The sequence below is a fragment of the Gluconobacter cerinus genome (assembly GCF_025961355.1).
In the GTDB taxonomy this organism is placed as follows: Bacteria; Pseudomonadota; Alphaproteobacteria; order Acetobacterales; family Acetobacteraceae; genus Gluconobacter; species Gluconobacter cerinus.
This window is the reverse complement of the sequence record NZ_JAOQNM010000001.1, coordinates 1,090,905-1,117,500: the sequence shown is the minus strand read 5'-3', so window position 1 is coordinate 1,117,500 and position 26,596 is coordinate 1,090,905. Positions and strand designations below refer to the sequence as shown.

23 protein-coding genes, 1 tRNA gene and 2 rRNA genes (1 of these 26 running past the window's edge) are annotated in these 26,596 nt (G+C 54.1%); 16 read left to right on the top strand and 10 right to left on the bottom strand.

The window, feature by feature from the left end; all coding sequences use genetic code 11:
* From M2305_RS05105 to M2305_RS05090, 4 genes are all read left to right on the top strand, one after another.
* Positions 1–1,268 (top strand): 23S ribosomal RNA (locus M2305_RS05105); it begins 1,469 nt to the left of the window's first position.
* A gap of 80 nt (positions 1,269–1,348) precedes the next feature.
* A 5S ribosomal RNA gene (rrf, locus tag M2305_RS05100) occupies positions 1,349–1,463 on the top strand.
* 48 nt (positions 1,464–1,511) lie between these two features.
* A tRNA-Met gene (locus M2305_RS05095) sits at positions 1,512–1,588 on the top strand.
* 224 nt (positions 1,589–1,812) lie between these two features.
* Positions 1,813–2,742, top strand: coding sequence for a glycosyltransferase family 2 protein (locus M2305_RS05090; protein ID WP_264648752.1), 930 nt, complete (start codon positions 1,813–1,815; stop codon positions 2,740–2,742).
* Between the two features lie 9 nt (positions 2,743–2,751).
* On the opposite strand, the gene M2305_RS05085 is transcribed toward M2305_RS05090, so the two are convergent.
* The 3 genes from M2305_RS05085 to M2305_RS05075 form a co-directional block, all read right to left on the bottom strand.
* Complete coding sequence (locus M2305_RS05085; protein ID WP_264648751.1) at positions 2,752–4,674, bottom strand: DUF6311 domain-containing protein; 1,923 nt, start codon at positions 4,672–4,674, stop codon at positions 2,752–2,754.
* Between the two features lie 476 nt (positions 4,675–5,150).
* A complete protein-coding gene (gene feoB, locus M2305_RS05080; protein ID WP_264648750.1) occupies positions 5,151–7,019 on the bottom strand; it encodes a ferrous iron transporter B in 1,869 nt (622 codons plus the stop codon).
* An 8-nt stretch (positions 7,020–7,027) separates the two neighbouring features.
* Positions 7,028–7,270: a FeoA family protein gene (locus M2305_RS05075; RefSeq protein WP_046900211.1), complete on the bottom strand. Its 243-nt coding sequence runs from the start codon at positions 7,268–7,270 to the stop codon at positions 7,028–7,030.
* Between the two features lie 281 nt (positions 7,271–7,551).
* Here M2305_RS05075 and M2305_RS05070 point away from each other — a divergent pair, with 281 nt between their 5' ends.
* Positions 7,552–7,893, top strand: a complete 342-nt coding sequence (locus tag M2305_RS05070; protein WP_408870800.1) for a metal-sensitive transcriptional regulator — start codon at positions 7,552–7,554, stop codon at positions 7,891–7,893.
* A gap of 25 nt (positions 7,894–7,918) precedes the next feature.
* On the opposite strand, the gene M2305_RS05065 is transcribed toward M2305_RS05070, so the two are convergent.
* From M2305_RS05065 to M2305_RS05050, 4 genes are all read right to left on the bottom strand, one after another.
* Positions 7,919–8,206, bottom strand: a complete 288-nt coding sequence (locus M2305_RS05065) for a hypothetical protein (protein ID WP_264648749.1) — start codon at positions 8,204–8,206, stop codon at positions 7,919–7,921.
* Between the two features lie 25 nt (positions 8,207–8,231).
* On the bottom strand, positions 8,232–8,981 hold the full coding sequence (locus M2305_RS05060; protein WP_264649933.1) for a copper resistance protein B: 750 nt from the start codon (positions 8,979–8,981) through the stop codon (positions 8,232–8,234).
* 20 nt (positions 8,982–9,001) lie between these two features.
* On the bottom strand, positions 9,002–10,798 hold the full coding sequence (locus M2305_RS05055) for a copper resistance system multicopper oxidase (RefSeq protein WP_264648748.1): 1,797 nt from the start codon (positions 10,796–10,798) through the stop codon (positions 9,002–9,004).
* 85 nt (positions 10,799–10,883) lie between these two features.
* A complete protein-coding gene (locus M2305_RS05050) occupies positions 10,884–11,288 on the bottom strand; it encodes a hypothetical protein (protein ID WP_211510097.1) in 405 nt (134 codons plus the stop codon).
* A gap of 300 nt (positions 11,289–11,588) precedes the next feature.
* Between M2305_RS05050 and M2305_RS05045 the strand changes: the two genes are divergently transcribed.
* The 4 genes from M2305_RS05045 (at position 11,589) to M2305_RS05030 (ending at position 18,426) form a co-directional block, all read left to right on the top strand.
* Positions 11,589–11,801 (top strand): heavy-metal-associated domain-containing protein, encoded by a 213-nt coding sequence (locus M2305_RS05045; protein ID WP_086634247.1) that lies wholly within the window; start codon positions 11,589–11,591, stop codon positions 11,799–11,801.
* A gap of 76 nt (positions 11,802–11,877) precedes the next feature.
* Positions 11,878–14,274 carry a TonB-dependent siderophore receptor gene (locus M2305_RS05040; RefSeq protein WP_338085666.1) on the top strand — a complete coding sequence of 799 codons (2,397 nt, stop codon included), beginning with the start codon at positions 11,878–11,880 and terminating at the stop codon, positions 14,272–14,274.
* Positions 14,261–15,976, top strand: coding sequence for an ABC transporter ATP-binding protein/permease (locus tag M2305_RS05035; RefSeq protein ID WP_264648746.1), 1,716 nt, complete (start codon positions 14,261–14,263; stop codon positions 15,974–15,976). Before M2305_RS05040 ends, M2305_RS05035 begins: the two co-directional genes overlap by 14 nt.
* 80 nt (positions 15,977–16,056) lie before the next feature.
* Positions 16,057–18,426 carry a heavy metal translocating P-type ATPase gene (locus M2305_RS05030; RefSeq protein ID WP_264648745.1) on the top strand — a complete coding sequence of 790 codons (2,370 nt, stop codon included), beginning with the start codon at positions 16,057–16,059 and terminating at the stop codon, positions 18,424–18,426.
* On the opposite strand, the gene M2305_RS05025 is transcribed toward M2305_RS05030, so the two are convergent.
* Both M2305_RS05025 and cysK read right to left on the bottom strand, forming a co-directional pair.
* Positions 18,420–19,097 carry an RBBP9/YdeN family alpha/beta hydrolase gene (locus M2305_RS05025; RefSeq protein WP_211499807.1) on the bottom strand — a complete coding sequence of 226 codons (678 nt, stop codon included), beginning with the start codon at positions 19,095–19,097 and terminating at the stop codon, positions 18,420–18,422. The two genes, M2305_RS05030 and M2305_RS05025, sit on opposite strands and share 7 nt — an antisense overlap.
* Before the next feature lie 127 nt (positions 19,098–19,224).
* Positions 19,225–20,220 (bottom strand): cysteine synthase A, encoded by a 996-nt coding sequence (cysK, locus tag M2305_RS05020; RefSeq protein WP_264648743.1) that lies wholly within the window; start codon positions 20,218–20,220, stop codon positions 19,225–19,227.
* Positions 20,221–20,527: 307 nt separating this feature from the next.
* Between cysK and M2305_RS05015 the strand changes: the two genes are divergently transcribed.
* From M2305_RS05015 to M2305_RS04995, 5 genes are all read left to right on the top strand, one after another.
* On the top strand, positions 20,528–20,722 hold the full coding sequence (locus M2305_RS05015; protein ID WP_046900203.1) for a hypothetical protein: 195 nt from the start codon (positions 20,528–20,530) through the stop codon (positions 20,720–20,722).
* A 119-nt stretch (positions 20,723–20,841) separates the two neighbouring features.
* On the top strand, positions 20,842–21,792 hold the full coding sequence (locus M2305_RS05010; protein ID WP_264648742.1) for an ABC transporter permease: 951 nt from the start codon (positions 20,842–20,844) through the stop codon (positions 21,790–21,792).
* Positions 21,789–22,772 (top strand): ABC transporter permease, encoded by a 984-nt coding sequence (locus M2305_RS05005; RefSeq protein ID WP_046900201.1) that lies wholly within the window; start codon positions 21,789–21,791, stop codon positions 22,770–22,772. Before M2305_RS05010 ends, M2305_RS05005 begins: the two co-directional genes overlap by 4 nt.
* Positions 22,762–23,715: an ABC transporter ATP-binding protein gene (locus M2305_RS05000; RefSeq protein WP_264648741.1), complete on the top strand. Its 954-nt coding sequence runs from the start codon at positions 22,762–22,764 to the stop codon at positions 23,713–23,715. Before M2305_RS05005 ends, M2305_RS05000 begins: the two co-directional genes overlap by 11 nt.
* The gene (locus M2305_RS04995) at positions 23,712–24,641 is read left to right on the top strand and encodes an ABC transporter ATP-binding protein (protein WP_264648740.1); all 930 of its coding nucleotides are present in this window, start codon (positions 23,712–23,714) and stop codon (positions 24,639–24,641) included. The genes M2305_RS05000 and M2305_RS04995 overlap by 4 nt, the downstream gene beginning before the upstream one ends.
* A gap of 9 nt (positions 24,642–24,650) precedes the next feature.
* On the opposite strand, the gene M2305_RS04990 is transcribed toward M2305_RS04995, so the two are convergent.
* Positions 24,651–25,265, bottom strand: coding sequence for a LysE family translocator (locus M2305_RS04990; protein ID WP_086634204.1), 615 nt, complete (start codon positions 25,263–25,265; stop codon positions 24,651–24,653).
* Between the two features lie 112 nt (positions 25,266–25,377).
* Here M2305_RS04990 and M2305_RS04985 point away from each other — a divergent pair, with 112 nt between their 5' ends.
* Complete coding sequence (locus M2305_RS04985) at positions 25,378–25,737, top strand: winged helix-turn-helix domain-containing protein (protein ID WP_264648739.1); 360 nt, start codon at positions 25,378–25,380, stop codon at positions 25,735–25,737.
* Positions 25,661–26,563, top strand: coding sequence for an aminotransferase-like domain-containing protein (locus M2305_RS04980; RefSeq protein ID WP_264648737.1), 903 nt, complete (start codon positions 25,661–25,663; stop codon positions 26,561–26,563). Before M2305_RS04985 ends, M2305_RS04980 begins: the two co-directional genes overlap by 77 nt.
* Positions 26,564–26,596 lie beyond the last annotated feature (33 nt).

Below are 26,596 nucleotides of genomic sequence, written 5' to 3'. Positions count from 1 at the left end.
GCGTATAGACCGTACCCGAAACCGACACAGGTGGACTGGTAGAGAATACCAAGGCGCTTGAGAGAACGATGCTGAAGGAACTAGGCAAATTGCTCGTGTAACTTCGGGATAAACGAGACCCAATCGTGGGCAACCATGGTTGGGTGGCACAGACCAGGGGGTAGCGACTGTTTAGTAAAAACACAGGGCTCTGCGAAATCGTGAGATGACGTATAGGGCCTGACGCCTGCCCGGTGCCGGAAGGTTAAGAGGAGATGTGCAAGCATTGAATTGAAGCCCCGGTAAACGGCGGCCGTAACTATAACGGTCCTAAGGTAGCGAAATTCCTTGTCGGGTAAGTTCCGACCTGCACGAATGGCGTAACGACTTCCCCACTGTCTCCAGCATCGACTCAGCGAAATTGAATTCCCCGTGAAGATGCGGGGTACCCGCGGTCAGACGGAAAGACCCTATGAACCTTTACTGCAGCTTTGCAGTGGCATCAGGAAAATCCTGTGTAGGATAGGTCGGAGGCTTTGAAGCCGGGGCGCCAGCACCGGTGGAGCCACCCTTGAAATACGACCCTGAATTTTTCTGATGTCTAACCGAGACCAGTAAGCCTGGTCCGGGACCCTGCATGGTGGGCAGTTTGACTGGGGCGGTCGCCTCCCAAAGTGTAACGGAGGCGCGCGATGGTGGGCTCAGGCCGGTCGGAAACCGGCTGTCGAGTGCAATGGCATAAGCCCGCCTGACTGCGAGAATGACAGTTCGAGCAGAGACGAAAGTCGGCCATAGTGATCCGGTGGTCCCACGTGGACGGGCCATCGCTCAACGGATAAAAGGTACTCTAGGGATAACAGGCTGATCTCCCCCAAGAGTCCACATCGACGGGGAGGTTTGGCACCTCGATGTCGGCTCATCACATCCTGGGGCTGGAGCAGGTCCCAAGGGTTCGGCTGTTCGCCGATTAAAGTGGTACGTGAGCTGGGTTTAGAACGTCGTGAGACAGTTCGGTCCCTATCTGCCGTGGGTGTAAGAGACTTGAGAGGATTTGTCCCTAGTACGAGAGGACCGGGATGAACATACCTCTGGTGCACCGGTTGTCACGCCAGTGGCACAGCCGGGTAGCTAAGTGTGGACGGGATAACCGCTGAAAGCATCTAAGCGGGAAACCCACCTCAAAACGAGGTCTCATAGAGCCGTGACAGACCATCACGTTGATAGGCCGGGTGTGAAAGTGCAGTAATGCATGCAGCTAACCGGTCCTAATCGCTCATACTTCTCACATCAAACACATGCACAGAAATCAGCCACACTCATAAAACACCAACCTCCACCCACTCTCAAAAAGACTGGGTGGGCTAGAAGACCTGGTGGCCATTGCGAGGGCCCTACACCCGATCCCTTCCCGAACTCGGCCGTGAAATCCCTCAGCGCCTATGATACTGCACCTCAAGGTGCGGAAAAGTCGGTCGCCGCCAGGTCCCCTAGCCCACTCACCACTCCCACAATACCAACATCACCAATACCACCGCGGGGTGGAGCAGCCCGGTAGCTCGTCAGGCTCATAACCTGAAGGCCGTAGGTTCAAATCCTACCCCCGCAACCATATAATAAGTCCTGTCCAGGACCCACAAAAGCCACCCTCCAGGGTGGCTTTCTGCGTTCCAGACTACTCAATCACACCACAAATCACTCGAAGACCCGAACCGTCAGTGTCCAACACAGGGCAGCTATAATATTTATATGACTTCCTATAGACGTACTGGAGTGGTTTTTTTACGATTTATTAACGGTGACAGGCGATCCTGTTTGGGGGATTATTAAATTTTTATGGTGCAGACTATTTCTTTGATTGTTCCTTTTTATAATGAAGAAGGATTGGTTGCGGTTTTTGCAGATAAGGTTATCCCTATTCTGGATGAAATCTCCGGTGTGAAGTGGATAATTGTTTGTATTGATGATGGAAGTAAAGACGCAACGTTAGAACAATTGGTGGCTCTTTCATTTAAAGACTCACGGTTTCAAATTCTTGAACTCTCACGGAATTTTGGAAAGGAAGCTGCTTTAACAGCTGGATTGGATGCCGCAGATGCTGACGCAGTGGTTATCATCGATGCTGACCTCCAAGATCCTCCGGAAGTTATTTCTCAGATGGTGAAGGCTTGGCGCGAGGGAGCTGAGGCTGTGCTTGGAAGAAGGGTTGATCGTTCATCTGATAGTGCTCTCAAACGTAGAACAGCAGCATGGTTCTACGATCTTCACAGTAAAATTTCTCACGTTCCAATTCCTGAGAACGTTGGTGACTTTCGTTTAATGGATCGATGTGTTGTAGAGGCTCTGAAGAGACTTCCCGAGAGACAAAGGTTTATGAAGGGTTTGTTCGCTTGGGTGGGGTTTCGAACGGTTATGATTGATTATGTTCGAATTCCACGTTCCGTGGGTACAACTAAATTCTCCGTTTTTTCTCTTTGGAATTTTGCTTTGGAGGGCTTCACAAGTTTTTCTACTATTCCAATTCGCCTTTGGACTTACTTAGGGATAATGGGAGCGTCATGTTCCATTTTGTATGGATTTTTTATTGTCATTCGTACAATTTTTTTTGGAAATTCCGTTCCGGGTTATGCATCTCTTTTTACAGCGATTGTGCTCTTTAGTAGCGTTCAAATATTAAGTATAGGAATGATGGGAGAATATATAGGTCGTATTTATATGGAAACTAAACAAAGGCCAATTTATGTTTTAAGAAAAAAATATAATTAATCTTATTTACTATGGGTAAGATAATTTTATACTAGAAATTCCAATGCCTAAAAAACGAGGATCTTTATATATTTTTGTAACTCGATCAATTTCTATTCTTAAATGAATATTTTTATTTTTTAGAGAAAGAATAGTTAATGAATAATTATTCTCTTGTTGGGAGACGGACCAATCAGCTAAAGATTTATCGTATAAAAACACCTGTACATGTTTGGGTTCGCCAGGAGCCGAGCGAAGGCCAAGAGTAATCGTAACTTTCTTAATATTTTCTGGCATAATAAAAAATAGAAATGCTTGATGTCCTTCATTCCAAGTCCCCCATTTTTCTGAACCTGACCACCCATTTTCTAAAACTTCTGAATGAAAGGAATTGCTTGATGAGGTGAAAATCGTCTCATTAAGGGGAAGTGGTATTGGCGAAGATAAAGGAACAAGCTGAAGCTGAAGCTGATGCTGTATTCCAGTACAAAGAACGAAGGTGTTTAGGGCACCGCAATGGGCTTGCGTGCGGTCAGTCCATGATAAGGCACTTGTAAATCGGTGAGCACCGTCTAGAATAACAAGAGTTTTGTTGTCTAGTACATGAGGTCTTTCTTGTGCTAGATGGCATTCTCCCTCTGGTATAGATCTAGCTTTATACATCGTATTAATGTAAGCGTTTTGATAGGCCGCAGCATAAATAATAGGCATATCTTCTTCTAGGTTGGTTGCGTCGCATTCTAGACGTGGATAAATTTCCACACGATCAAATTTTTGTATTATTTTGAATAGACGGTTATTTTTTTCTGTCGAGGCGTTCGTTAAATTGGATTCAATAGCATAGTCTTGAGAGCGTAAATCTCGTGTGTCTATCCATTGGAGTATTACGGCCAACCCTAATAGGGCTCGGGCGGCACGAGGCCATATCCTGTATGTGTTTCCAACTGTCCCAAGTAAAATGATGTATGCAACTGGCCAGAACATTCGTCCTGATGATCGCATCTGTTCAGCACCTGGGACCATAATATGGGTCTGCACAATTAAAGTATGGAAAAAATACATTTTATTCGAAGCTGCGATTCCTGTAAGAGCCATACATCCTAGTAAAAGCCCAATATTGCGGAGTAAGCTGCTACGTAGCAATATCCATGCACGTTTCTGGCATGCGAGAACAATTATAAGAAAAAGAACGCCGGATCCCAAATACTGGTATCCTTCGTATTGACCTCCTGTGGCATCAATTTGTGCTTGGGTTGCGTGCGGGAATAGACTGGAATGGACTGGCCAAAGTGGTGATGCGAGGTTCATGGAATAAATTCCATATCCTCCGCCGCTAGTGCCTCCCCAGTACCCAAAAATTCTTCCAGTTATTAGGAGGCAGGTACCGCTAGAAATTATTGCGACTATACTGACCCAGCTAACCGTCCAATATTTTTCTCTGAAAAAAATTGATAGAGGAATCGCTCCTAAAAGAGCTCCTACCATCACCATTAGGTAAGGGTGAATAAAAAGAGTTAAATTTGTAAGTACTGCCAGAAGCCATAATGGCCAAGAGCTTCCTTTACTTTGAAGGTCGAGTGATTTAAAATAGAGGCCTAAGGCGAGAAGAAGTATCCAATGAGCACAAAGGGCCGAGTGATTAATTCTAGCTAGGAAGCTTGGGAAGCAGGCGCTCAGCAGACTAACGCTAATTGCTGGGAATAGGTGTTTTTCGCCCATTGACCGTAATGCAAACACGGCACAGATGGGTTGAAGAAACCAGCATAAGGCGAGAAATAATGTGATGCCCTGCTGCATTCCCGGAAAGAAAATATGTACACTTCTAAGGAATACAGCCTCGAGAGGAATGCTATCTGTCATTGCAATATTGGTGCCCGCGGGGCCTACGAGGCGATCTGCCACAAGGAGAGGTAGATGCCAGTCCTGTTTTAAAAAGTAAGCCTGCCCGATCATATGCTGAATAACGTCTCCCCTAGCCGCCTGAACAACGGGTGGAAGTTTTCCCGAGATAAGGGAAGCGGGAAACGTATATAAAGCTAGAACGATGCCTAGCACGGCCGGGAATGTGTAAGCCTGTATAATATCAAAGAATATATTTGATCTAAAGTTTATTTTTAACAAGAATATATCACTCTAGACTGGAATTGTCAGATTTTTTATATTTTTTTCTAAAATGCTAAGTTTTTCTTCGTCTAATAATCAGAAAAACACTAGATTATTAATCAATAAGATCTAGTCTCAGTGACATCCCCCTACTTTTCCACTGCAAGCCTTACAATTGCTGCATCCTTTTGCCGGGATAGCAACAGGGGTGTGAGATTGTAACCCGCACGCATTTTTCAGGCGTCCCCAGCTCGCTGGAAAGAGACGTGCATACCAGTAGAGTGCTGCGATACTGACCAGTAGAATGGCAACGATTGTTTCAATCATCATGCGTCTCCTGTGACAGCCCTGGCGACGTGATAGACGATGAAGGCTGCGACATAGGCCAAACCAAAAAGATACGCTGTTGCTCCCAGAACGACTTTCATGGACCGGGTTTCCCGTCGCATGACAGCCAGAGTCGAGATGCATTGCGGGGCATAAACATACCACGCCAGCAGCGAGAGAGCGGTAGCAATGCTCCATTGGCTGGAAAGAAGTGGCAGAAGCTTCGCGGATGCAGCGTCTTCACTCACCCCGAGTGCATAGACTGTCGCCAGCGCGCTGACGGCGACTTCACGTGCAGCGAGGCCGGGAATCAGGGAAACGCAGATCTGCCAGTTGAAACCGATGGGAGCAAAAATCGGGAGCATAAGGTGGCCAATCCGTCCCGCAAGGCTGTAGTCAATAGCAGCACCAGTTGCTCCGGCGGGGGGAAGCGGGAAACTGGATAGGCCCCAGAGCAGGACATTCAGCGATACAATGATCGTACCAACCCGTGACAGGAACATCACGGCACGCTGCCACAGACCGAGCGCTAGGCTCTTGAGATTAGGGCGCCGATACGGGGGGAGCTCCAGAAGGAGTGGATGTTCTTCTGATTTGACCCCACGCGTCATGATACGGGCGGCGATGATGCCGCTGACGATCGCCAAGGCATAGAGCCCAAACAGAACTAGACCCTGAATTCCAAAAATCCCAAGAACTGTTTTGTGCGGGATGAATGCGCCAATCAGCAGTGTGTAAACTGGCAGACGGGCGGAGCACGTCATGAGTGGAGCAATCAGGATCGTGACCAGCCGATCCCGGGGATTCTGAATGGTGCGTGCGGCCATAATGCCGGGAATGGCGCAGGCAAAGCTGGAGAGAAGTGGGATAAAAGACCGGCCACTCAGACCAGCCAAAGCCATGACGCGGTCCAGAAGGAATGCTGCACGGGGCAGATATCCAGACTCTTCCAAGGCCAGAATCCACAAGAAGAGAATCAGAATTTGCGGGAGAAAAACAATGACTGTTCCTGCGCCTGCGATAACGCCATCAGCCAGTAAGCTCCGCAAGACACCGTCAGGCAGCGGCCTGAGAATGAACTCCCCAAGCATGGTAATACCACTTCCCAGAGCATCCATGAGAGGTTGTGCCCATGCAAAGACTGTCTGGAACATCACGAACAGCACGACCAGCAGAATGACTGGGCCCCAGACAGGATGCAGGAACCAGCGATCCAGTCGATCAACTAATCGGGCATGGCCAGCAGAGCGATCCGTAACATATGCCTGAAGCAGACGTCGGACTTCCGCATGAAGGTCCGCGTCCGGGGCAAGCGCTTTTGGCGGAGGCGGAAGAGGGCGGTCCAAAGCTTCCAATAAAGGCTGAACACCCTGCCTGTTCAGGCTGATGACAGGCACAATCGGCATGCCAAGTTCTTGCTCAAGCCCGGCAATATCAATGGTCATGCCATTGCGCTTGGCCTCATCCATCATGTTGAGTGCAACGATGATGGGGACTTCAAGCTGACGAAGTTCCAGCAGAAAACGCAGATGGAGCCGAAGATTGGTTGCAGAAATAACGCTGATCAGAAGTTCAGGACGTTTTTCAGTACGGTGCTGTCCCAGGCAGACATCGCGCGTGACATCCTCATCCGGGCTTGTAGAGGCCAGACTGTAAGCCCCAGGAAGATCCAGAACGCGGATCGGGCGACCTTGCGGCGTGGAGAAAAAGCCTTCTTTTCGCTCGACCGTGACGCCAGCGTAGTTCGCTACTTTCTGACGGCTTCCGGTCAACTGGTTGAAAAGCGAAGTCTTGCCGCAGTTCGGGTTTCCAACAAGGGCAGTCTGTAACACATGAGTCGCAGGAGACGGAGGGGCGGGAGACGTCATTATGATGGTCAGACTGGGCGGCGCAGAACAATACGCGCTGCTTCTCCTTTGCGGAGCGCAAAACGGGATGTGCCAAGACTAACAGCAATAGGGTCTGCGCCGATTGGACCGGTCGCCACAATTTCCACTCTCTCGCCCGGAACAAAGCCAAGTTCACCGAGGCGGGCAGAAATGGGGTCTGCCAGTGTCAGCTCTTCGACCCGATCAATAATGGCATGATCTCCTTTGGAGAGTGTATTCAGATACCACATCAGTTTCTTATCCCAGTGCCTCCCAGCTCTCCCTTGGGCGTGCTGGCCGTTTCCCTAGATAGGCTCATCCGGCGGGAGCGAAAAGAGAGAGATGAGAATTATTTGCATCCACAGTTTACTTATTGACTGTGTGCCTCAGGATTTTTCTTGCGTGATATCATGTGGGCCGCCTCAAGAACGCCAGAAAGAGCCCGTCTGATAGGGCTGAATGGTCGGAATGAGCGTGGAGATGCTATGAACGCCTTCGCATGACCGCAGAGGAGCCGTGACCTATGAAGAGTATGACGAGAGAAGACGAGATTCCGGCAGACGGCTGTGTGCATTGTGCCACCAGTGAGGTCCCCGGTGAGAAGCGCGTTGAGCAACCCCAGAAGAAGGCACTGCTGAACCGCATCCGTCGGATCGAGGGTCAGGTTGGTGGTATCCTGAACATGGTTCAGGATGACCGTTACTGCGTTGATATTCTCACACAGATCTCTGCCATAAAATCCGCGCTGGACGGTGTTTCCATCCAGATCCTGTCCACGCACGCTAATGGTTGTGTCAGGAAAGCCGTGCAGACGGACGGTGGCGAAGAGGCGATTGACGAGCTTTTGCAGGTCGTGCGCCGGATGATGCGCTGACGCCTCCTCTTTTCCATCGGTGGATTTAACGGTCCTGTGTCGCGTCCGGGGCTGTGTCAGAAGGAGCGTCCATGCTCATCGCCTGACAGGCCTTGAGCTGCTGCTGCATCTTCGGAGTTAAAGGTTTGCTCTGCGTCTTGAGAGTTTCAAGGCGCTCGCAGAGTTCCATCTGCTGATCCATGGTCAGGCCTGCCAGAGGATCTGCCTTTACCTTTACGGCCACAGGCGCCTTTGGTTCGGTTGTCTGGCTGGGGGCAGCATATGCCACTGTGGCGAACAGAAAGGCAGAGGCGGTGAGAAGAGCTTTTTTCATTATAAGAACTCCTGAAAAATGAAGATCAGAACCAGCTTCTGATGCCGAGGCTGAAGCGTACCGAGCCGGGCTTTTCGCCCTGATCCCGTACGATCCTGCGAGCCTGTGTCAGATGGCCGGAATATGTGACGCCCACATAAGGCGCGAATTTTCGCCATAGCTCGTAACGAAGCCTGAGCCCGGCATCGACGTCTGACAGGCCTGCGCCTGCCTGCCGGGCTGGATCAGACTTCGTATAGAGATTGAACTCCGCCTGAGGTTGGAGAATAAGGCGATTGGTCAGTAGGAAGTCGTATGATCCTTCGACGCGGGCACCAAAGCGCCCACGGTCACTGACATACCCCGTGGCCTGAAACTCAAACTGGTATAAGGCCAGCCCTTGAATACCGAAGGCCCCCCACGTCCTGGCCGGGCCATCATCCAAGTCAACACGCACGCCGCCCTGAAGGTTCCAGTATGTGGAAATGGCCCGGCTGTAGAGAATATCCTGCTGGCCATCGCTAAGGCGCCCTTTCTCAAGCGTGCCTTCAGACTTGATCCAGAGTCGGTCATAATCCGTGCCGTACCAGACTTCACCGTCCCAGCGGAAATCAGTGCCGGCGGGGGCATAGCGCCCTTCTGCCTGCTCCAGAATTCCATGGAACCAGCTGCTCTGGTCCATCATCACGGGCATAATGTTGCCAAGATGCGTGACCGCGCCCGGAATCGGAGCATCCGCGGCGTGATACTGCGTGGTGTCTTCGGCATGAGCCATACCGGTTCCAGCCAGAAGCATGGTTGCTGCCCATGCGGCTTTCATGACACCACCACGGTGCGGAACATGCCCAGATCCATGTGATAGAGCAGATGACAGTGATAGGCCCACATGCCGGGAATATCTGCCGTCACGAGATAGCTCATGCGAGATCCCGGTTGTGAAATGATGGTATGCTTGTAAGGGCGATAATCGCCTTGGCCATTCTCCAGTTCACTCCACAGGCCATGCAGATGGATCGGGTGTTCCATCATGGTGTCATTGATCAGTGTGAAGCGGACACGCTCTCCTTTTTTCAGGCGGATTGGTCCGGACTCTGAGAACTTTCGGCCATTAAAGCCCCAGATATAACGGTCCATGTTTCCCGTCAGATGCAGGATAATCTCCCGTGATGGAGGCCTGCGGTCTGCGCCCGGTCGTGTCGCGCGAAGCTGCCCATAATTCAGGACGCGCCGGCCATTGTTTTCCAGTCCATCCCCTGGGCTGTTTGTCCGATCAATCGGCATCATCGCGACGTTCTGGTTTTCGACATTAATCGGCGGCGGCCCAGGATCGTCGATTTCCATCTTTGGCATGGACATATGCCCCATATGGCTCATGTCCATGTGAGACATATCCATTCCAGGCATGTTCTTTATGTCTGTGCCATGGGCCATTCCGGGCATCGCCATGTGGTCCATGCTCTCTCCCGGCTTCATGTTGCCCATACCCATGTCGACCATGGTGCGGACGGGGCGTGGATCCATGGGCGGAATCAGTGCACTTATGCCCGAGCGAGGCGCCAGTGTGCCGCGGGCAAAGCCTGTTCGGTCTTCGCTTTGAGCAAAGATCGTATAGGCTCGGTCTTCCTTGGGCTGAACGATGACGTCATATGTCTCCGCCACGCCGATGCGGAATTCATCAACCGGAACTGGCTCCACGTCGTTGCCGTCTGCCTGAACGACAAGCATTTCAAGACCCGGAATCCGCACGTCAAACAGCGTCATGGTGGCGCCATTGATAAAGCGCAGACGCACACGCTCGCCTGGGCGGAACAGGCCGTCCCAGTTCATGTCTGGCGCGTTGCCGTTCAATGTATAGGTGTAGATAGCCCCTGAAACATCCGCGATATCGGTTGCGGCCATGTTCATCCGGGACCAGGCAAGCCGGTCCTTCAGAGCGGCCATGGCGCTCCCCGCATCACGGGCTTCTTTGGGAAAGGATGCGGCTGTTCGTTGACGGAAGACGTAATAGTCATCCTGCATTTTGAGATTGCTGACGATGTCATGGGGCATGACATCCGTCCATTCTCCCAGAAAGATGACATAATCCCGGTCGCAGGCATTCGGATCAGGACGAATGGGGTCAATGACGATAGCGCCATACAGTCCCATCGCTTCCTGCATGTTGGAATGGCTGTGATACCAGTATGTGCCGCTCTGATGCAGGCGAAAGCGATAGCTGAAAGTCTCGCCCGGTGGGATGCCCGCAAAGCTCAGGCCCGGCACGCCATCCATATTGGACGGGACGCGGATGCCGTGCCAATGGATCGACGTTGTTTCATCCAGCGCGTTTGAGACGTTCAGTGTAACGGTTTCGCCCTGTTTCCAGCGCAGGATGGGGCCAGGCACTGTTCCACCGATACTGGGGGCGTGCATGGATTTTCCATCGAGAGAAATATGCGTTCGGCTGACCTTCAGATCCCAGACATTGGAAGGGGTTGAAGGCAGAAGGCCTGTAGACGTGCGAGTGCTCCCTTGTGCTTTGTGAGGCAGGGCGCCCAGGCACGCTCCCGCACCGAGGCTTGTAACAAAACGCCGCCGCGTCAGGGGGCGTATGGGGTCGAATGAATTAGGCATCAGCTGAAAACCGGGAAACGGTGCAGGAAAACCGAAGCGTACGGATGCACACTCCAGCCGCAGCAAAGCTGCGGATCGGGTCGTTTCAGGAAATCAGCTGTTTGGGGGGAGGGGGCGTCGGAATCCAGTCTGTTCCAGACAGCGATGTGTGGCCTGTTTTGGCAAAGCGTCTGGCAATCGCAGGATGCGCCGACAACGAGGGTGTGTTCGCAAGCGTCAAGAGAGGCTCAGCCGACACAGAATGGATGTGGCAGCAGCCCTGTCCATGCCCCGCGTGGTGATGATCATGGAGAGTGGGAGTTCCGAGGCCCGGCATACTGTGCTTGTCGCAGGCATCAGTCGTCTTGTGAGTCATGGATGCGCAGTGCGTCATGGCCATGGCGTGTGCCCGTGATGCTGCATGCGCCGGAAAGGCACCAGCCATCAGTCCCACCTGCATCAGCAGGCAGGCAATGATGCCAAGCCATGTCCGGGTATGCGTTTTGAGCATCACAGATCCCTGTCTTCCACAGGCGTCTGGATGTCCTTTCGCCTGCCTCTTGCAATGACCCTATACCCAGGCAGGGAATGAATGGAAGAGAGATTTCACCCACAGAGCATACACAAAAAGGAGGGAGACAGGATTTCTCTTGGATACCCCCCATCCGTACACATTATTTAATACGTTATATTAACGATTTTAATTTCAAAATCGCCCGGAAACCGCATAGGAGAAAAACATATACCCAACAGGGGTATGAAAGAATCGCAGTATTCCAAGGATACTGAGTAAGCCAGAAGGAAAATGACCATGACGCAGACAGCACATCTCAAAGTGGAAGGAATGTCCTGCGAAGGATGTGCAAAGCGTCTGCGCGAGGCGCTGGAACACGTGAGCGGCGTCTCGTCGGTTACAGTCGTACTGGCTGGCGGACAGGTTACGGTGGTGTACGATCCCGACGTGGCAACTCCTGCGGGGCTGGCCGAAACTGTTGAAGAAACAGGGTTCGACCTGGTTTCCTAACGCGCGTCGCCTTCTCATTCAGAGAGGCGCACGGTACACAACACCCGGTTCAATCTGTGAAACCAGTCCGGGTGTCATGCTGCAGCGTTATATTGTCAAATCGAAACAAATTGTGCGGCAGAGTTATTTTTTCTGGGCAGGTTTTATGACACATCACGGCATTGACGCATCCAGACGTTTCCTGAAGTTCTCGGTCTCCGGGTCTGCCCTTCTTTGTGGGACTGTCCTGATGGGCTCCGCTCCTGATGCTCAGGCTGCTGAACGCGGAGAGAAAACACGCCAGAAAATGTCTCATTGCCGCATTCAGCACAAAGATGCGGGGGGACGGCAGGTCTGCGGGAAGCCGATGGTTTCTCCGGAAACTACAGCAGCTATTGCTACAGTACCCGTGGCCCAAAGCCCCGATCTGGCCTCGACCGTAGACGGCGGAACAGAGAACCTGCGTGTTTATGGAACGCCGCGCTCCTATACCGCACCCGCCGTAGAGGCATGGGGTAAAACGCTCGTCGCATTGAAGGATATTCCGCACTCCATTTCTGTCATCACACAGCAGCGCATGGAAGATTCCAACATGCTGACGATGACGGACGCAATGCGGCAGATTAACGGTATCCGCGTTCTTCCCGGTTCTACCGCCAACAGTAATTTCTATTCACGCGGCTATCAGCTTACGACGTCCATCGATAATACGCCGAACGCTGCTGGAACGCTGAATAATGCAAGCTTTGATCTGTCCATGTTTGACAGGATCGAGGTTATGCGCGGATCGGCCGGATTATTGCAGGGCGCTGGTGGAGCTGGCGGCGTTGTCAATCAGGTGACAAAAAAGCCCGGCAAGGATTTTGCTGCAAGCGGAAGTGCCTCGGTTGGTAGCTTCAATAATTATCGCGCCGATGTTGATCTGACCGTTCCGCTCAATCGCTCCAAAACGCTACGGTTCCGTACGGCCGACGTCTTTCAGGATAACGATTACTTCTACAAGTATGCCCATAATCGGATGTGGCAGGCTTATGGCGCTTTGGAATGGGACATTACACCGTCCACCACATTCCTTGTGTCTCATGCAGCCCAGAAGCAGAATATTGATGCACCCTATTACGGGCTCCCCGTCACGACCACGCGGACGCTCTGGTATGGCGGGCGCGATGCGAACCCCACGCCTCCCTGGGGCTACAGCAATTACATGACGCAGCAGACGATCGCCTCGCTGACGCAGAAGCTTTGGGGCGACTGGAGCGTCACAGCACGTGGGACATTCTACGACCAGAGTTACAATACATCGTATAATTCTCCGGACACTCTTCCGGATGTGCGTACCGGCCTTACAAGTTACGTAGACAGTGGGACTTTCCCTTATCGTGGGACCAATATATCCAGATCCGCGGACATCTACGCAACAGGCAGCTTCCGCCTTCTGCACCGGACGCACCATTTGCTGCTGGGCTTTAATTATAATGCCTACAATACACACGTTGCCTACGGAGCTGTAAATTCAGACGCGCTCTACTCTGATGTCAGCATTAACAATACGGCAGTTGTAGGGAAACCGGCTGCAGGCAGTATTACCTATAACCCGGCGGACGGGGCTGAAGGCACAGACGACAATGCTTATCAGTGGGGGTTCTATGGTCAGCTACGCCTTGAGCTGATCCATCATCTTTCGCTGATTCTTGGCGGCCGGGTGTCACGCTTTTCCGAAAAGACGCGGGATGGCAGTCCGTCTCCGGAAAGCCCATGGAGAACCACGGCGAATATTCATGGTCAACTGACGCCTTATCTCGGCACGGTGTATCAGATCACGCCCAACCTCTCCTGGTACGCCAGCTATGCCAGCATCTTCACACCTTCGGTGGGGCGGCTGACTTTCAACGGAGAAGGTTTGACGCCACAGCAGGGCAATCAGGTCGAAACGGGTTTTAAAGGCGAGTACTTCCACGGGCGCCTTAATATTTCGACAGCCCTGTTTCGTATGGAGAGTGTGAACCAGCCTGTTCAGGACCCGGATCACACCAGCTTTTATATCACGACCGGCCCAATCCGTCGGCAAGGCTGGGAAGCGCAGGTGGATGGCCAGATCCTGCCGGGACTGGATGTCTCCATCGGATACACATATCTGGATACCAAGGTTTCCAACCCGAAAGTTTCAGACTTCGGGGGTGTTTTCTCACCGCATCACATGTTCAAGTCCTGGGTACATTACAATGTGCAGCAAGGTCGTCTGAAAGGGCTGAATTTTGGTGTCGGGCTGGACGCATACAGTAATCTTCGGGGCAGTTATGCCACGACAGTTCAGGGCGGTTACATGACGCTCGACAGCGTCATTGGATACCGGTTCAACAAGCATCTCAAACTTCAGTTGAACGCCTATAACCTGACAGACCGATATTATTACGAGCGTGCCAGCGGCGTCTGGCAGTTTAATTTCCCGGCCGCTCCTCGCAGTTTCATGGCAACGCTTCGTGGCACATACTGAACCCCCGACACCCCCACATTCTCTTTCTGACTGGAAGGTTCTGCTCCCCTACTGGCGGTCGGAAGATCGCTGGAAGGCGCTGGGCCTTCTGGGCAGTATTATCGGTTTATCCTTCCTAGATGTTCAGGTCGCAGTGTGGTTTGGGAAATGGGACCAGACCTTTTTTGACACGATGTTCGCGTACCGTGTTGCAGCCTGCATTGCGTTACTGCCCATTTATATTCTGATGACGTCGCTTAGCGCCGGAATGAGAGTTATCCAGCAATATATGACACAGGTGCTCTCCATGCGCTGGCGCCTGTGGAATACAAGGGTCTACCTACGCCAATATCTTTCTGATGACGCCTATTATCATCTGGAACATGGTCAGAACCGGGCGGATAACCCGGATCAGCGTATTGCCGATGATCTGGCCCAGATGACCGTTTGGACGCTCCGCCTCGGGCTGGAAGCCATTCAGGCTGTCACAACCTTTTTGTCCTTTGCGGTCGTACTTTGGACAATTGGTGGAACGCTCTCATTTGTCTGGCATGGCTGGCACATCGTCATCCCCGGATACATGTTTTTCGGAACGACGATTTCCATTCTTCTGGTCTCGTTCGTGCTTGAGAAAGCAGGTGGCCCCCTTGTCAGCGCTAATTATCGTCAGCAGCATTACGATGCTGATTTACGCGCGACCTTGCTGGATGTTCGCCGCAACGCGGAACAGATCGCGTTCTATGGTGGAGAGGCTGCGGAGCACTTCCGTTTGTCCGAATGCCTGAACCGTATTGCCAAAAACTGGCGCAGCGTCATGACCTATACCTGGCGCGCCAATACTGTGGTCGAACTCTATACGGGTGGCGTTAATATCGTTTTGTGGGCGCTTCTTGTACCGAAGCTGCTGGCCCATGCTCTGACGTTTGGTCTGTATTCGCGAATCAATTCAGCATTCATGAATGTGCGCCGAAGCCTGCAATGGTTCATCGAAAATTACACGGATCTGGCAACGCTTCGCTCCATCCTTCAGCGTCTGGGGGAATTTGAGCGTGTTGTCGTGAGCCTTCCGGATGGTGGTATCGTGCGGGAGCCGACAGATGCCGATGGGATTGAAATCAAAGCTCTCTCTCTGGATCGCTCTGATGGTTCTCGCATCGCGGATATAGGAAGCCTCCATATTCCTGCCGGAGAGCGGTGGTTCATTAGCGGGCCATCCGGGGCAGGGAAGAGCACCATGCTTCGTGCCCTCGCCGGACTATGGACGCAGGGGAAGGGGCATATTTCTTTCAACATGCGCGATGCCATGTTCCTGCCTCAGCGCAGTTATGTTCCGACTGGCTCTTTGCTTCAGGCCCTTAGCTATCCAGCAACCCCGGATCGTTATGCCCGTGACGCCTGTGAAGAGGCGCTTCTGGCGGCAAATCTGGGGTGCCTTATGCCAGATCTGGAGAATGAAGCGGCCTGGGGAGACGTGTTATCTCCGGGAGAGCAGCAACGACTGGCATTTGCTCGGGTTTTTCTTGCTCGACCGTCCACGCTGTTCCTCGATGAAGCAACGTCTGCTTTGGATGAGAAGAACGAGGCTGATCTTTATGCGCGCCTCCTTGAACGCCTGCCTCACATCACCCTCATCAGTGTTGCGCATCACGCAGCCCTTAAAGCATTTCATGGCCAGGAAATGATTCTTCGAGAAAAAAGCGTAACTGTTCATCGTCTTTTATAATACCATATGGGGGTATATTATTTCCCCTTTGTTTTGGAGCCTGTGGCTTCGTGAATTCCGTCCGCTCAGGAGAGTCCCAGATGTCACAAACGGTCAGTTTTCCAGTTGGTGGAATGACCTGTGCGGCCTGCGCTGCGCGGATCGAGAAAGTTCTGAACCGCAAGGATGGTGTTCAGGCAGCTGTCAATTTTGCGTCTGAGCGTGCGCAGGTCGAACTGGAAGGCTCAGGCACCACCGTCGGGGACGTTATTGCCGCAGTGCGCAAAGCCGGTTTCTCGGTAGATGAGCAGAGTGTGGACTTCGCAATTACGGGCATGACCTGCGCTGCCTGCGCTGCGCGGATTGAAAAGGTCCTGAACCGGATGCCGTCCGTGCAGGGAAGCGTGAACTACGCTGCCGAGCGTGCGCATGTCACTTATGTTCCAGGCATTGTGACGCCTGACGATCTTGCGACCAAAATCGCCAAGGCTGGATTTGGGGCATCTCGTCTGGATGAAGGCAAGCGCGAAGATCCGAAGGCAAAGCGTGAAGCTGTGTGGCGTCGGGAGCGAAACCGCTTTCTGCTGACATTCGTACTTGCGTTGCCGCTTTTCATTGAGATGTTCGGAATGTTGCTGGGGCGTATGGAGACAGTCCCGCTTGCTGTTCAGTTTGTAAGTGCGACGCTGGTTCAGTTCGTCTGTGGCGCTCATCTTTATCGCCGGGCCTGGAATGCAGTTCGGGGCGGATCGGCGAACATGGATGTGCTGGTCGTTCTGGGAACGAGCATCGCGTATCTGTTTAGTGCCGTCGTCGCGATCCTGCACTTGCCCCAGCCAGTTTATTTTGAAGCCAGTGGTGCAATCATCACTCTGATTTCACTCGGCAAGCTGATGGAAACGCGCGCCAAAGTGCGTACCAGTGCGGGGATTGAAAGCCTGTTGCAGCTTCAGCCGCAAACCGCACATGTCGAGCGGGACGGTGTTCTGGTTGATCGTGCGGTAGCTGATATGCACACCGGAGACATCTTTGTCGTCCGGCCGGGCGAGAGTGTCCCGGTGGATGGCGAAGTGCTGGATGGTGCTTCCGATGTGAACGAAGCCATGCTGACGGGCGAAAGCGTACCGGTTCTGAAGCAGGCCGGGAGTGAAGTTTTCGGCGGGACGATCAACGCGAACGGTATGCTTCGAGTGAAGGCAACAGGTGTTGGCTCGGATACCGCTCTCGCGCGGATTGTTCGCATGGTCGAGCAGGCGCAGGGATCGAAGGCAAATGTCCAGAGACTGGCAGACCGTGTTTCCGGCATCTTCGTTCCCGCCGTTGTCGCATTTGCTGTCGCGACTTTCCTGATCGGATGGCTGGTCACAGGTTCCATGACATGGAGCCTGATTTCAGCAGTTTCTGTGCTCGTCATTGCCTGTCCCTGCTCGCTTGGTCTGGCTACACCAACGGCTATCATGGTCGGGACAGGGCGAGGGGCTCAGAATGGTATTCTGTTCCGAAATGCCGATGCGCTGGAACAAGCCGAGAAACTTACGACAATCATTCTCGATAAGACTGGAACCCTGACGCAAGGTCGTCCGACTGTCACCCGTTTGCATCCTACTGAGGGAGTTTCGGCTGACCGCCTGCTGGCCGTGGCCACATCGCTGGAGCAGAATTCCGAGCATCCTCTGGCTCGGGCTATCGTGGACTATGCCTCAGCTCACCGTGCGACGATTTTGAGTGTGGATGGGTTCAAGGCCATCCCAGGTCTGGGCGTTGAGGCACAGATTGACGGAGAGGCAGCTTTGCTCGGATCTCCGCGCTATCTCACGCAGGCAGGCTACAGTCTGGATGCTCTTCCTGTGGCGGCGCTCGAAAATGAAGGGCAGACCGTAATTGCGGTCGCCGCGGGAGGACGCTTGCTTGGCATCGTCGCGTTGGGGGATGGCCTTCGCCCGGATGCCATTTCAACGGTTGCAGCGCTGAAGGCGCGTGGAATCAAGGTTGTCATGCTGACGGGCGATAATGAGCGTGCCGCAGCGGTTGTTGCGCGGCAGGTTGGCGTGGATGATTACCTCGCTGGCGTTTTACCGCAGCACAAGGCTGAAAGCGTGACGAAATATCGTGCTGAAGGTGCTGTTGTGGGGATGGTCGGGGATGGCATCAATGATGCACCGGCGCTGGCAGCAGCGGACGTGGGCTTTGCTGTCGGGGCCGGTTCTGCCGTTGCGTTGGACACGGCAGATGTCGTGCTTATGAAGAGTGAATTGGCGGCCGTTCTGGATGCCATTTCCCTATCCAGGGCTACGCTTTCGAAGATCCGGCAGAATTTGTTCTTTGCATTTATCTATAACGTTCTGGGTCTGCCACTGGCCGCACTGGGCATGCTGAACCCGATTGTCGCGGGTGCAGCCATGGCCATGAGCTCAGTCTCGGTCGTTAGTAATTCCCTGCTTCTGAACCGCTGGAAACCACACTCTCACTGAGCCGGCGTCGTGAGGCGGCGCTGAACAAAGGAGATAAGGGTTCTGGCGCCATGGCTCCAGAGCCCCAGAAAATCATTACTCCCCACATGTCCTGTCAGACCGGCATCCGTAAATTCGGCCTGCCACCGTTGTGCCAGTAGCCGGGCACGATCGTTGGAAAGCCACTGATCGTTCCGGCTGGCCATCATGGCGACGGGAACCGGAGAGGGAGCCTCTGAGAGTGGAGCAAACGCGTTGATGCGAGATGCTTCCGGGTGCGTCGTATGTTCAATATCCGCTGGCGCAACGAGGAACGCGCCAGCGACATTGGATGACTCATGCTGTGCGAGCCACCGCATGGTCAGGACCGCACCAAGGCTATGGGCGATCAGGAGGACAGGTTTTTCAGCCTGCTGAATGGCCTGCGTCAGTGCAGCGTCCCACTCTTCCGGTGTTGGATTTTCCCAGTCTGCCTGATGCAGGCGAGGCAGGCCAAAAGCAGTTTCCCATCGGGTCTGCCAGTGGTGCTGTCCGGAACCGAAAAGTCCTGGCACGAGCAAAGGCGTGAACTGTGTTTTGATGTGATGGAATTCGGCGGCAAGAACCGTCTCTTCAGACGAGTGCTGAAAGGAAAGCGCTCGAGCACTCGCTGCTAGGTCCAGAGCAGTTGCGCGGCCAGAGAAAAGGTTCATGCCCAAAGCCTCCAGAAACCTGACCGGGAGACAATTCCCGATCAGGATTTGTGATCTGGATTAATAACGAACATAAATCAGAGTTCAATAAAATAACTATATTATAAAGTTATTTTATTGAACGTTTTTAGGCCAGTCCGTCGAAAAGCTGTGTGGAGAGATAACGCTCCGCAAAAGACGGGGCGATAACAACAATCGTCTTGCCGCGATTGGCGGTTTTCTTGGCCAAAGTCATGCCAGCATAGAGTGCGGCGCCAGAGGAAATTCCGATGGGAATACCTTCGACGGCGGCACAGAGACGCGCTGTTGTCAGCGATTCCTGCTCTGAAACCTCAATCACGCTATCCAGTGCCCGCAGATCCAGCGTATCCGGCTGGAATCCGGGACCAATACCCTGAATACCGTGGGGGCCAGGTTCATCACCATGTAGAACGGCGCTTTCCCGTGGTTCTACACCAAAGACCTTGATCGCCTTGTTGTGTTTCTTGAGGCCGTGCGCAATTCCGGAGGCCGTGCCGCCAGTGCCCAGTCCCGCTACAACCATATCCACTTGCCCGCCGGTGTCATTCCAGATTTCCAACGCGGTTGTCTGCTCGTGAACTGCCGGATTGGCGTCATTTTCAAACTGACTTGGCATCCACGCGTCAGGTAGCGTTTCCATCAGTTCTTCTGCCCGGCGGATGGCACCGGCCATTCCGTCATTTGCAGGTGTCAGCTCGGTTGTCGCGCCCATGAGACGCAGCATCTTGCGCCGCTCAATGGAGGCACTTTCCGGCATGGTGACGATCAGGCGATACCCTAGTGCAACAGCCGCAAATGCAAGCGAAATGCCTGTATTGCCGGATGTCGGCTCAATGAGGGCTGTCCGTCCCGGCGTGATCAGCCCGCGGGCCTCGGCATCGCGGAGCATGGCAACGCCAATACGGTCCTTGACGGAGCCTAGCGGGTTGAAGAACTCGAGCTTCAGCAGGAGGCGCCCCTGCAGCTTTTCCTGTTCCGTCAGGCGGGGCAGTGCAACGAGCGGCGTGCCCCCCACTGTCTCCAGGAATGAGTTGTAAATCTTACCGCGCGGAGCGGCATAACCTTCGAAGGGAGCGGGGGAGGACAAGGCCTTTTTGTTCATATCGTTTCTGTATCACAGGACGTGGAAAAGGGCAGGACGGAATTTGATCTTAAAAAACGAAATATAAAAGTAATATAATATATAATTTTACGAATCACTTATTGTTTATCGTAATATATTGACGATCTGACGTTTCATCCGTTATGAGAGCATGAACTGATCCACCGGAAGGGCATCCTGATGATGTGTCGAATGTGCTGCTGGCAACCCCCGTGTTGCCGACTTTCCGCGAGCCGGAATTCTTTCTCTTCTCATTCGTAATTTCCCGACAGCACACAGATGTCGGGCGCTTTTAAGGTTCGACGTCATGCTTGGTTCCACAGTTATCGAAATCAATGGTATTTTTCTCGGCGTTGCCATTCTGGTCAGCGCAACGGGCGCGCGCCGCTTCTATGCCGCCCATGACAGCGTTCGCGGGCTGCATAACCAGACCCTGACAGATTTATCCGCCCTGCGCCGCCTGGTCTCGCAGCATGCACGGTCCGTTCTGAGGCCGATCTGAAATAAACGATTTACGTTTCTTCCTTTACACCTCTTCTCTTCCCCTGTCGGTCCGCTAGAACGGTAGGCTGAACAGATCGGCAGATGGGAGTGTGTGTGGGAGGAAACGGTTTTCTGCGAATGATCCGCGCGCTTTCCGTCAAGAAAGGCGTTGCTCTTGCGGTCGCGGCATTGGGGCTCGTCATTCTGGCGAGCTTATGTGCTCCGCTCTATGCCCAAATGGTGGGAGTGGACCCGTTTTCTTCCAACATTGCTGGAACTACTATACGTCACGGCCAGTCACTGGACCTGATGCAGCCCAATGATAATCCTCTGCATCTGGGTTTGACGCCTCTGGGGCCTGACTGGTCACCGGGCGCCTATATGCTGGGTTCTGATTCCCAGGGACGGGATGTCGCGTCTCGTCTGTTGTATGGCGGTCGAAGCTCCCTGTTGATCGCGGCATCGGCCGCACTGCTGTGCCTGTGCCTCTCGGGAAGTATCGGTATTTGTGCCGGATATTTCGGGGGCTGGGTGGATATCGTCCTGTCCCGATTGCTCGATATCCTGTGGGCTATTCCGGTTTACCTGTTCGCCATTTCACTTTCGGTGGTAACGGTAGGGCATGGCCTTCATCTGGGGTTTATAACGCTTGCTGCCGATAGCTTTCTGATTCCCATAGGCATTATTGCGCTGGTTTATGTGCCGTATGCCGCCCGCCCATTGCGAGCCCGTGTCCTGAGTTTGTCACGAGCAGAATTCGTCATGGCGGCCCGGGGAATGGGGGCCTCGGATTTTCGTATTCTCCGACGTGAAATTCTGCCCAGTCTTGCGCCTTCTATGGTTGTTCTCGGACCTCTCGTCATGGCCCTTTGCCTTCTGGCGGAATCGGCGTTGTCCTTTCTGTCTCTTGGTGTGCAGGCCCCTGCAGCATCATGGGGAACGCTCATTCAGGATGGAGAAGGCCTTCTTTATACGAGGCCAATTGTCGCCATAGCGCCGGGCATAGCGATTGTCGTGACAGTGCTGGCCTTGAATGTTCTGGGAAATGCCCTTCGGGATCATCTGGATCCGAAGGGAGCCGGTCGATGATACGCAGTTTCCTGTCGCGCACCGGGCAGATGGCGCTGGTGATTTTCGGCATTTCCGTTCTGGTGTTCTGCATTTTCTTCGCCACTCCAGGAGCAGACCCGACTGCGCGTATCGCAGGAAGAGGCGCCAGCCCGCAGGTCATGGCGCGGATCCGCGCTGAATATGGATTCGACCGCCCGTTACCTGTTCAGTACGTGCGCATGATGGAGAAACTGTTCGTCAGCAGAGATCTCACATCTTTCGTCAATCACGGTCAGAAAGTCGTGCCCGAAGTGGTGTCTGCGGCGCCGGTAACGCTGTCCCTCGTTGTATGGGCTGCCTTCTTCTGGGTTGTGGGATCTCTGGGGATTGGTGTTGCGTCCGCGGTGCTGAGGGATAGCTGGGTGGACCGGGTCCTGATGGTGCTGGGTCTGATCGGGCTGTCCATGCCGGTTTTCTGGCTCGGGGAGGTGATCAATCTGTTCACCCAGAGTCGCTGGCACGATACGTGGCTGTTTCGATGGGTGCCTCCGCTGGGATATGTGCCGCTCTCTCAAAGTCCAATCGGCTGGGCAAAATCCCTGCTTCTTCCATCGCTGACGCTCTCGGTTTCCTTCATGGGGCTATATGCCCGTATTCTGCGATCAGAGCTTCTGAGTGCGATGGGAGAAGACTCTATCCGCACGGCAAGAGCGAAAGGCGCAGGGCCGGCACGTGTGTGGCTCTGGCATGGATTGCGACTGTCATGGTTGAGCTATGTCTCGCTCTTCGGTCTGGATTTTGCCCAGTTGCTAGGCGGCGGAGCGTTGCTGACAGAGGTCGTGTTTGCTTTGCCGGGCGTGGGACGTCTGACCTATCAGGCTCTGGCCACCCTGGATCTGCCTCTGATCATGGCGACAGTTATGTATGCAGCCGTGTTCGTTGTCATTGCGAATGCTCTGGTGGATGGACTGTATGCGCTCCTCGATCCGCGTATCAGGGATGGTCAGCATGGACGCTGAACAGTTGCTCGATATTCAGGGCCTGAAGCTGAACCTGCCCGATGGTACGCGGCTCCTTGAAGGTGTCTCGTTTCACCTGAAAGCTGGCGAGGCTCTGGGGGTCGTGGGGGAATCCGGATCGGGCAAGAGCCTTACGGCCATGAGCGTCATGGGGCTTCTTCCCGGCCTGAAAGCATCCGGGCACATCCTCTTTTCTGGACAGGAACTGGTCAACCTCCCGGACAAGGTGATGCGTAAGCTTCGGGGCGCGCGGATTGCGATGATCTTTCAGGACCCGATGACGGCTTTTTTGCCAGTAAGGTCTATCGGGGCGCAGATTGACGAGCAGATCCGTTTGCATCATCCCGTCAGCAGACGTGAGGCCCGTGCACGGACGGTGCAGCTGCTGGAACGGATGGGTGTGCCCGACCCGGCTATGGCCGCAAAGCGGTACCCTCATCAACTGTCAGGGGGTCTGCGCCAGCGCGCCATGATTGCGATGGCACTCTCCTGCACACCGGCCCTGCTGATTGCCGATGAGCCCACGACAGCGCTTGACGTTACCGTGCAGGCTCAGATCCTGACACTGCTGCGCGAAATTCGGGAAGAAGGCGCCGGTGTCATGCTGATTACGCACGATATGGGTGTTGTCGCGCAGGCCTGCACACATGTGGCAGTCATGTATTCCGGACTGGTGGTTGAAAATGGCCCGGTTCGGGATGTGCTGGATCGTCCTTTGCATCCCTACACTCAGGCGTTGCTTGCGGCCATTCCACCCCTAGACGGTCCCAGACCCGAACGGCTTCCAACCATTCCAGGTCAGCCGCCGACACCTGATGATCGTCCAACCGGGTGTGTGTTTGCTCCCAGATGCAGCGTCGTTCGGCCAGAATGTGCCGTGCGTCCGTCGCTGACTGAAATCGAGGAGGGACGACGCGTGGCGTGTGTCCTGTATGCGGCATGAGTGTTCTGCTGGAAGCGCGCAATCTGGAGAAATCGTACCGTCTTGGCCGGGGACGTGTGCTGCATGCTGTCTCGGGTGTTTCCCTGCAGGTGCGGAAAGGAGAAGCTCTGGCGCTCGTCGGGGAATCCGGATGCGGAAAGTCGACCCTGGGACGTACTCTGATTGGTCTGACACAGCCGACATCTGGCAAGGTTCTGTTCGACGGGCAGGAAATTTCCGGACTGTCCGATCGCGCGATGCGCCCTTGGCGCGCGCGAATGCAGATGGTCTTTCAGGATTCTTCTGCTGCCTTCAATCTACGCCGAACCGTGGGGGAGTCTCTGGCCGAGCCCCTCCGCATTCATCGTCGTCATGGGGTTAGGGAGCGCGTTGCGGAACTGCTTGATCAGGTGGGTCTTTCCCAGTCAGTTGCCGGGCGTTTCCCGCATGAGTTCTCCGGGGGGCAGAGACAGAGGCTGAACATTGCCCGCGCTTTGGCGCTAGGGCCGGAGCTTCTTGTCGCAGACGAGCCCGTTTCCGCACTGGACGTTTCTGTTAAGGCTCAGATCGTCAATCTGTTTGGGGATCTACGGGCTTCTCTGGGCGTGGCATGCATCTTTATCTCTCATGATCTGTCCGTTGTCCGGCAAATGGCAGATCGGATTGCTGTCATGTATCTGGGCAGCATTGTGGAAGAGGGACACGGTCTGGACGTGCTGGACCGGCCGGCACACCCCTATACCAAAGCATTGCTGGATGCGGTTCCGCGCCCGGATCGGGCCTTGCCGCCGCCTTTGCAAGGCGACGTGCCTAGCCCGATCAATCCGCCATCAGGGTGTCGTTTCCATACCCGCTGCCCGATTGCCCAGCCGCGTTGTGCAACAGAACGTCCTGTACTTCAGCCGTCCGGTGAGGGACGGCAGGTCGCCTGCCATTACCCGCTGTGAAGTTGAAACTCAGCGAGAGGCCGTTTCGAAAGCCAGTGGGTAAAGGGAAGCGACCAGTAACAGAGCCATCGCATAGTTGAAGCTCCGTAACAGAAGCGGCCGATGAAGCCACCGTCTCATGCCTGCGCCAAAGCCAGCCCAGAGCGCGACGGAAGGGCAATTCACCAAGCCACAGATGACGCCGGCGATGGCAAGGTTGAAGAAGAACCCTTCCTTCGGAACATAGGCTGCAACAATACCGACGGCCATGACCCAGGCTTTCGGGTTGACCCACTGGAAACCAGCAGCCTGCAGGAAGCTGATGGGCTTTCCTTTCCCATTGGCTTCGGGCGTTGCTGAGGATGTGGCAATTTTCCAAGCCAGCCAGAGCAGATACGCCGCGCTGGCATATTTCAGGCCAACGTAAAACCAGGGCGCATGTTCAAACAGGCTTCCCAAGCCAAGGCCGAGAATGACCACCATCAGGACAAACCCCAGCGCAACCCCAAGCATGTGTGGGATCGTTCGGCGGAAACCGTGTGTCAGCCCGGAAGACGCCAGCATCATATTGTTGGGACCGGGCGTAACGGATGCGACAAACGTGAAAAGAACGAGAGGCGCAAAAGCCTGCCAGTAAGTCGGCATGACGGAATTTCCTGTTGCAGACGGGATTATCCTGATCACTATGACAAGAACTACCGGAACAGTACCGGTACAGTTGAACAGGATTCTTTCAGACTGTTCCGGAGGTTTGACCATGACAGTACTACCAACTCAGCATGGAACGTTTCCCCTCTGGAAGCCCGTCCGTGGTGGTGACACAACGCTGGTTGAGCAACTCGAAACTGAATTCGCCGAACGTATAGAGACACACAGGCTCAGGCCCGGCAGCCGCCTGCCGTCAGTTCGCAAGATGGCCGAAAGCGCAGGGCTCAGTCGCTATACGGTGATGGAAGCGTACGAGCGTCTTCTGGCGCGCGGGCTGGTTTTGTCACGGCCATCCGCAGGGGAGCCCGCAGTTACGCCGACATATTGCGGCCATGCTGGGCGGCCAAGGCATCGCTGCGCATCCGGATCATCATCTGCTGATGACGGCGGGTGTCACGCATGGAATTGATCTTGTGCTGAGATTGATGGTCCAGCGGGGAGATACGGTGCTGGTTGAGGAGCCGGGCTGGCCTCTGATTTTTGGTCGTTTGGCGGCTTACGAGGCGAGAATCATCAGTGTGCCGCGGGGACGGGAAGGGCCGGATCTGGAGGTTCTGGAGCGTCTGGCTGCGGAGCATAAACCGAAGCTTTTCCTGATTAACAGCGTTGTTCACAACCCCACGGGATATACTCTCGGAGCCGCAGCGGCGCATGATATCCTGCGTTTGGCCGAGAAATATGACTTCATGGTTCTGGAAGACGATACCTACGCGGATTTCCATGATGGAACTGCTATTCGTCTTGCATCCATGGACCGCCTGCAACGGGTTATTCTCGTCACAGGCTATGCCAAGACGATGGCGGTCGGTCTAAGGGTAGGTGTGCTGGCGGCCCGTCCGGATATTGTGGCGCGGCTGACGGACCTAAAACTTCTGGCTGGCTTATGTACGCCGCAGCTGGGAGAAAACGTCATGGCGCGTCTTCTGAAAGATGGGCACTACGGTCGGCATCTTTCCCGGCTCCGGCAGAGGGTGAATCAGGCGCGCCAGAAATGTGCTGATGCGCTCATCGGATGTGGTCTTACGCTTCCGTATCTTCCGCCTGCGGGTATTTTCGTCTGGGCGGATTGTGGGCAGGATTCTGAAGCCGTTGCGCGGGCAGCATCTGCAAAAGGGATGCTTCTGGCGCCTGGAACATTATTTTCTCCAACGCAGGCACCGTCGAGCATGTTGAGGTTCACCGTCAGTGCTGTGGAGCAGCCCGAACTCTGGTCTGTTCTGAAAGGTCTTCTCTGAGGCGGCGCGCTGCAACAGCCATAATGGCTTGCT

Excerpts from the sequence above, each read along its gene's own strand:
- M2305_RS05090 (WP_264648752.1), top strand. The coding sequence starts at position 1,813 with ATGGTGCAGACTATTTCTTTGATTGTTCCTTTTTATAATGAAGAAGGA.
- M2305_RS05085 (WP_264648751.1), bottom strand. The coding sequence starts at position 4,674 with ATGATCGGGCAGGCTTACTTTTTAAAACAGGACTGGCATCTACCTCTC.
- feoB (WP_264648750.1), bottom strand. The coding sequence starts at position 7,019 with ATGACGTCTCCCGCCCCTCCGTCTCCTGCGACTCATGTGTTACAGACT.
- M2305_RS05075 (WP_046900211.1), bottom strand. The coding sequence starts at position 7,270 with ATGTGGTATCTGAATACACTCTCCAAAGGAGATCATGCCATTATTGAT.
- M2305_RS05070 (WP_408870800.1), top strand. The coding sequence starts at position 7,552 with ATGACGAGAGAAGACGAGATTCCGGCAGACGGCTGTGTGCATTGTGCC.
- M2305_RS05065 (WP_264648749.1), bottom strand. The coding sequence starts at position 8,206 with ATGAAAAAAGCTCTTCTCACCGCCTCTGCCTTTCTGTTCGCCACAGTG.
- M2305_RS05060 (WP_264649933.1), bottom strand. The coding sequence starts at position 8,981 with ATGCTTCTGGCTGGAACCGGTATGGCTCATGCCGAAGACACCACGCAG.
- M2305_RS05055 (WP_264648748.1), bottom strand. The coding sequence starts at position 10,798 with ATGCCTAATTCATTCGACCCCATACGCCCCCTGACGCGGCGGCGTTTT.
- M2305_RS05050 (WP_211510097.1), bottom strand. The coding sequence starts at position 11,288 with ATGCTCAAAACGCATACCCGGACATGGCTTGGCATCATTGCCTGCCTG.
- M2305_RS05045 (WP_086634247.1), top strand. The coding sequence starts at position 11,589 with ATGACGCAGACAGCACATCTCAAAGTGGAAGGAATGTCCTGCGAAGGA.
- M2305_RS05040 (WP_338085666.1), top strand. The coding sequence starts at position 11,878 with ATGCTGCAGCGTTATATTGTCAAATCGAAACAAATTGTGCGGCAGAGT.
- M2305_RS05030 (WP_264648745.1), top strand. The coding sequence starts at position 16,057 with ATGTCACAAACGGTCAGTTTTCCAGTTGGTGGAATGACCTGTGCGGCC.
- M2305_RS05025 (WP_211499807.1), bottom strand. The coding sequence starts at position 19,097 with ATGAACCTTTTCTCTGGCCGCGCAACTGCTCTGGACCTAGCAGCGAGT.
- cysK (WP_264648743.1), bottom strand. The coding sequence starts at position 20,220 with ATGAACAAAAAGGCCTTGTCCTCCCCCGCTCCCTTCGAAGGTTATGCC.
- M2305_RS05015 (WP_046900203.1), top strand. The coding sequence starts at position 20,528 with ATGCTTGGTTCCACAGTTATCGAAATCAATGGTATTTTTCTCGGCGTT.
- M2305_RS05010 (WP_264648742.1), top strand. The coding sequence starts at position 20,842 with ATGATCCGCGCGCTTTCCGTCAAGAAAGGCGTTGCTCTTGCGGTCGCG.
- M2305_RS05005 (WP_046900201.1), top strand. The coding sequence starts at position 21,789 with ATGATACGCAGTTTCCTGTCGCGCACCGGGCAGATGGCGCTGGTGATT.
- M2305_RS05000 (WP_264648741.1), top strand. The coding sequence starts at position 22,762 with ATGGACGCTGAACAGTTGCTCGATATTCAGGGCCTGAAGCTGAACCTG.
- M2305_RS04995 (WP_264648740.1), top strand. The coding sequence starts at position 23,712 with ATGAGTGTTCTGCTGGAAGCGCGCAATCTGGAGAAATCGTACCGTCTT.
- M2305_RS04990 (WP_086634204.1), bottom strand. The coding sequence starts at position 25,265 with ATGCCGACTTACTGGCAGGCTTTTGCGCCTCTCGTTCTTTTCACGTTT.
- M2305_RS04985 (WP_264648739.1), top strand. The coding sequence starts at position 25,378 with ATGACAGTACTACCAACTCAGCATGGAACGTTTCCCCTCTGGAAGCCC.
- M2305_RS04980 (WP_264648737.1), top strand. The coding sequence starts at position 25,661 with ATGCTGGGCGGCCAAGGCATCGCTGCGCATCCGGATCATCATCTGCTG.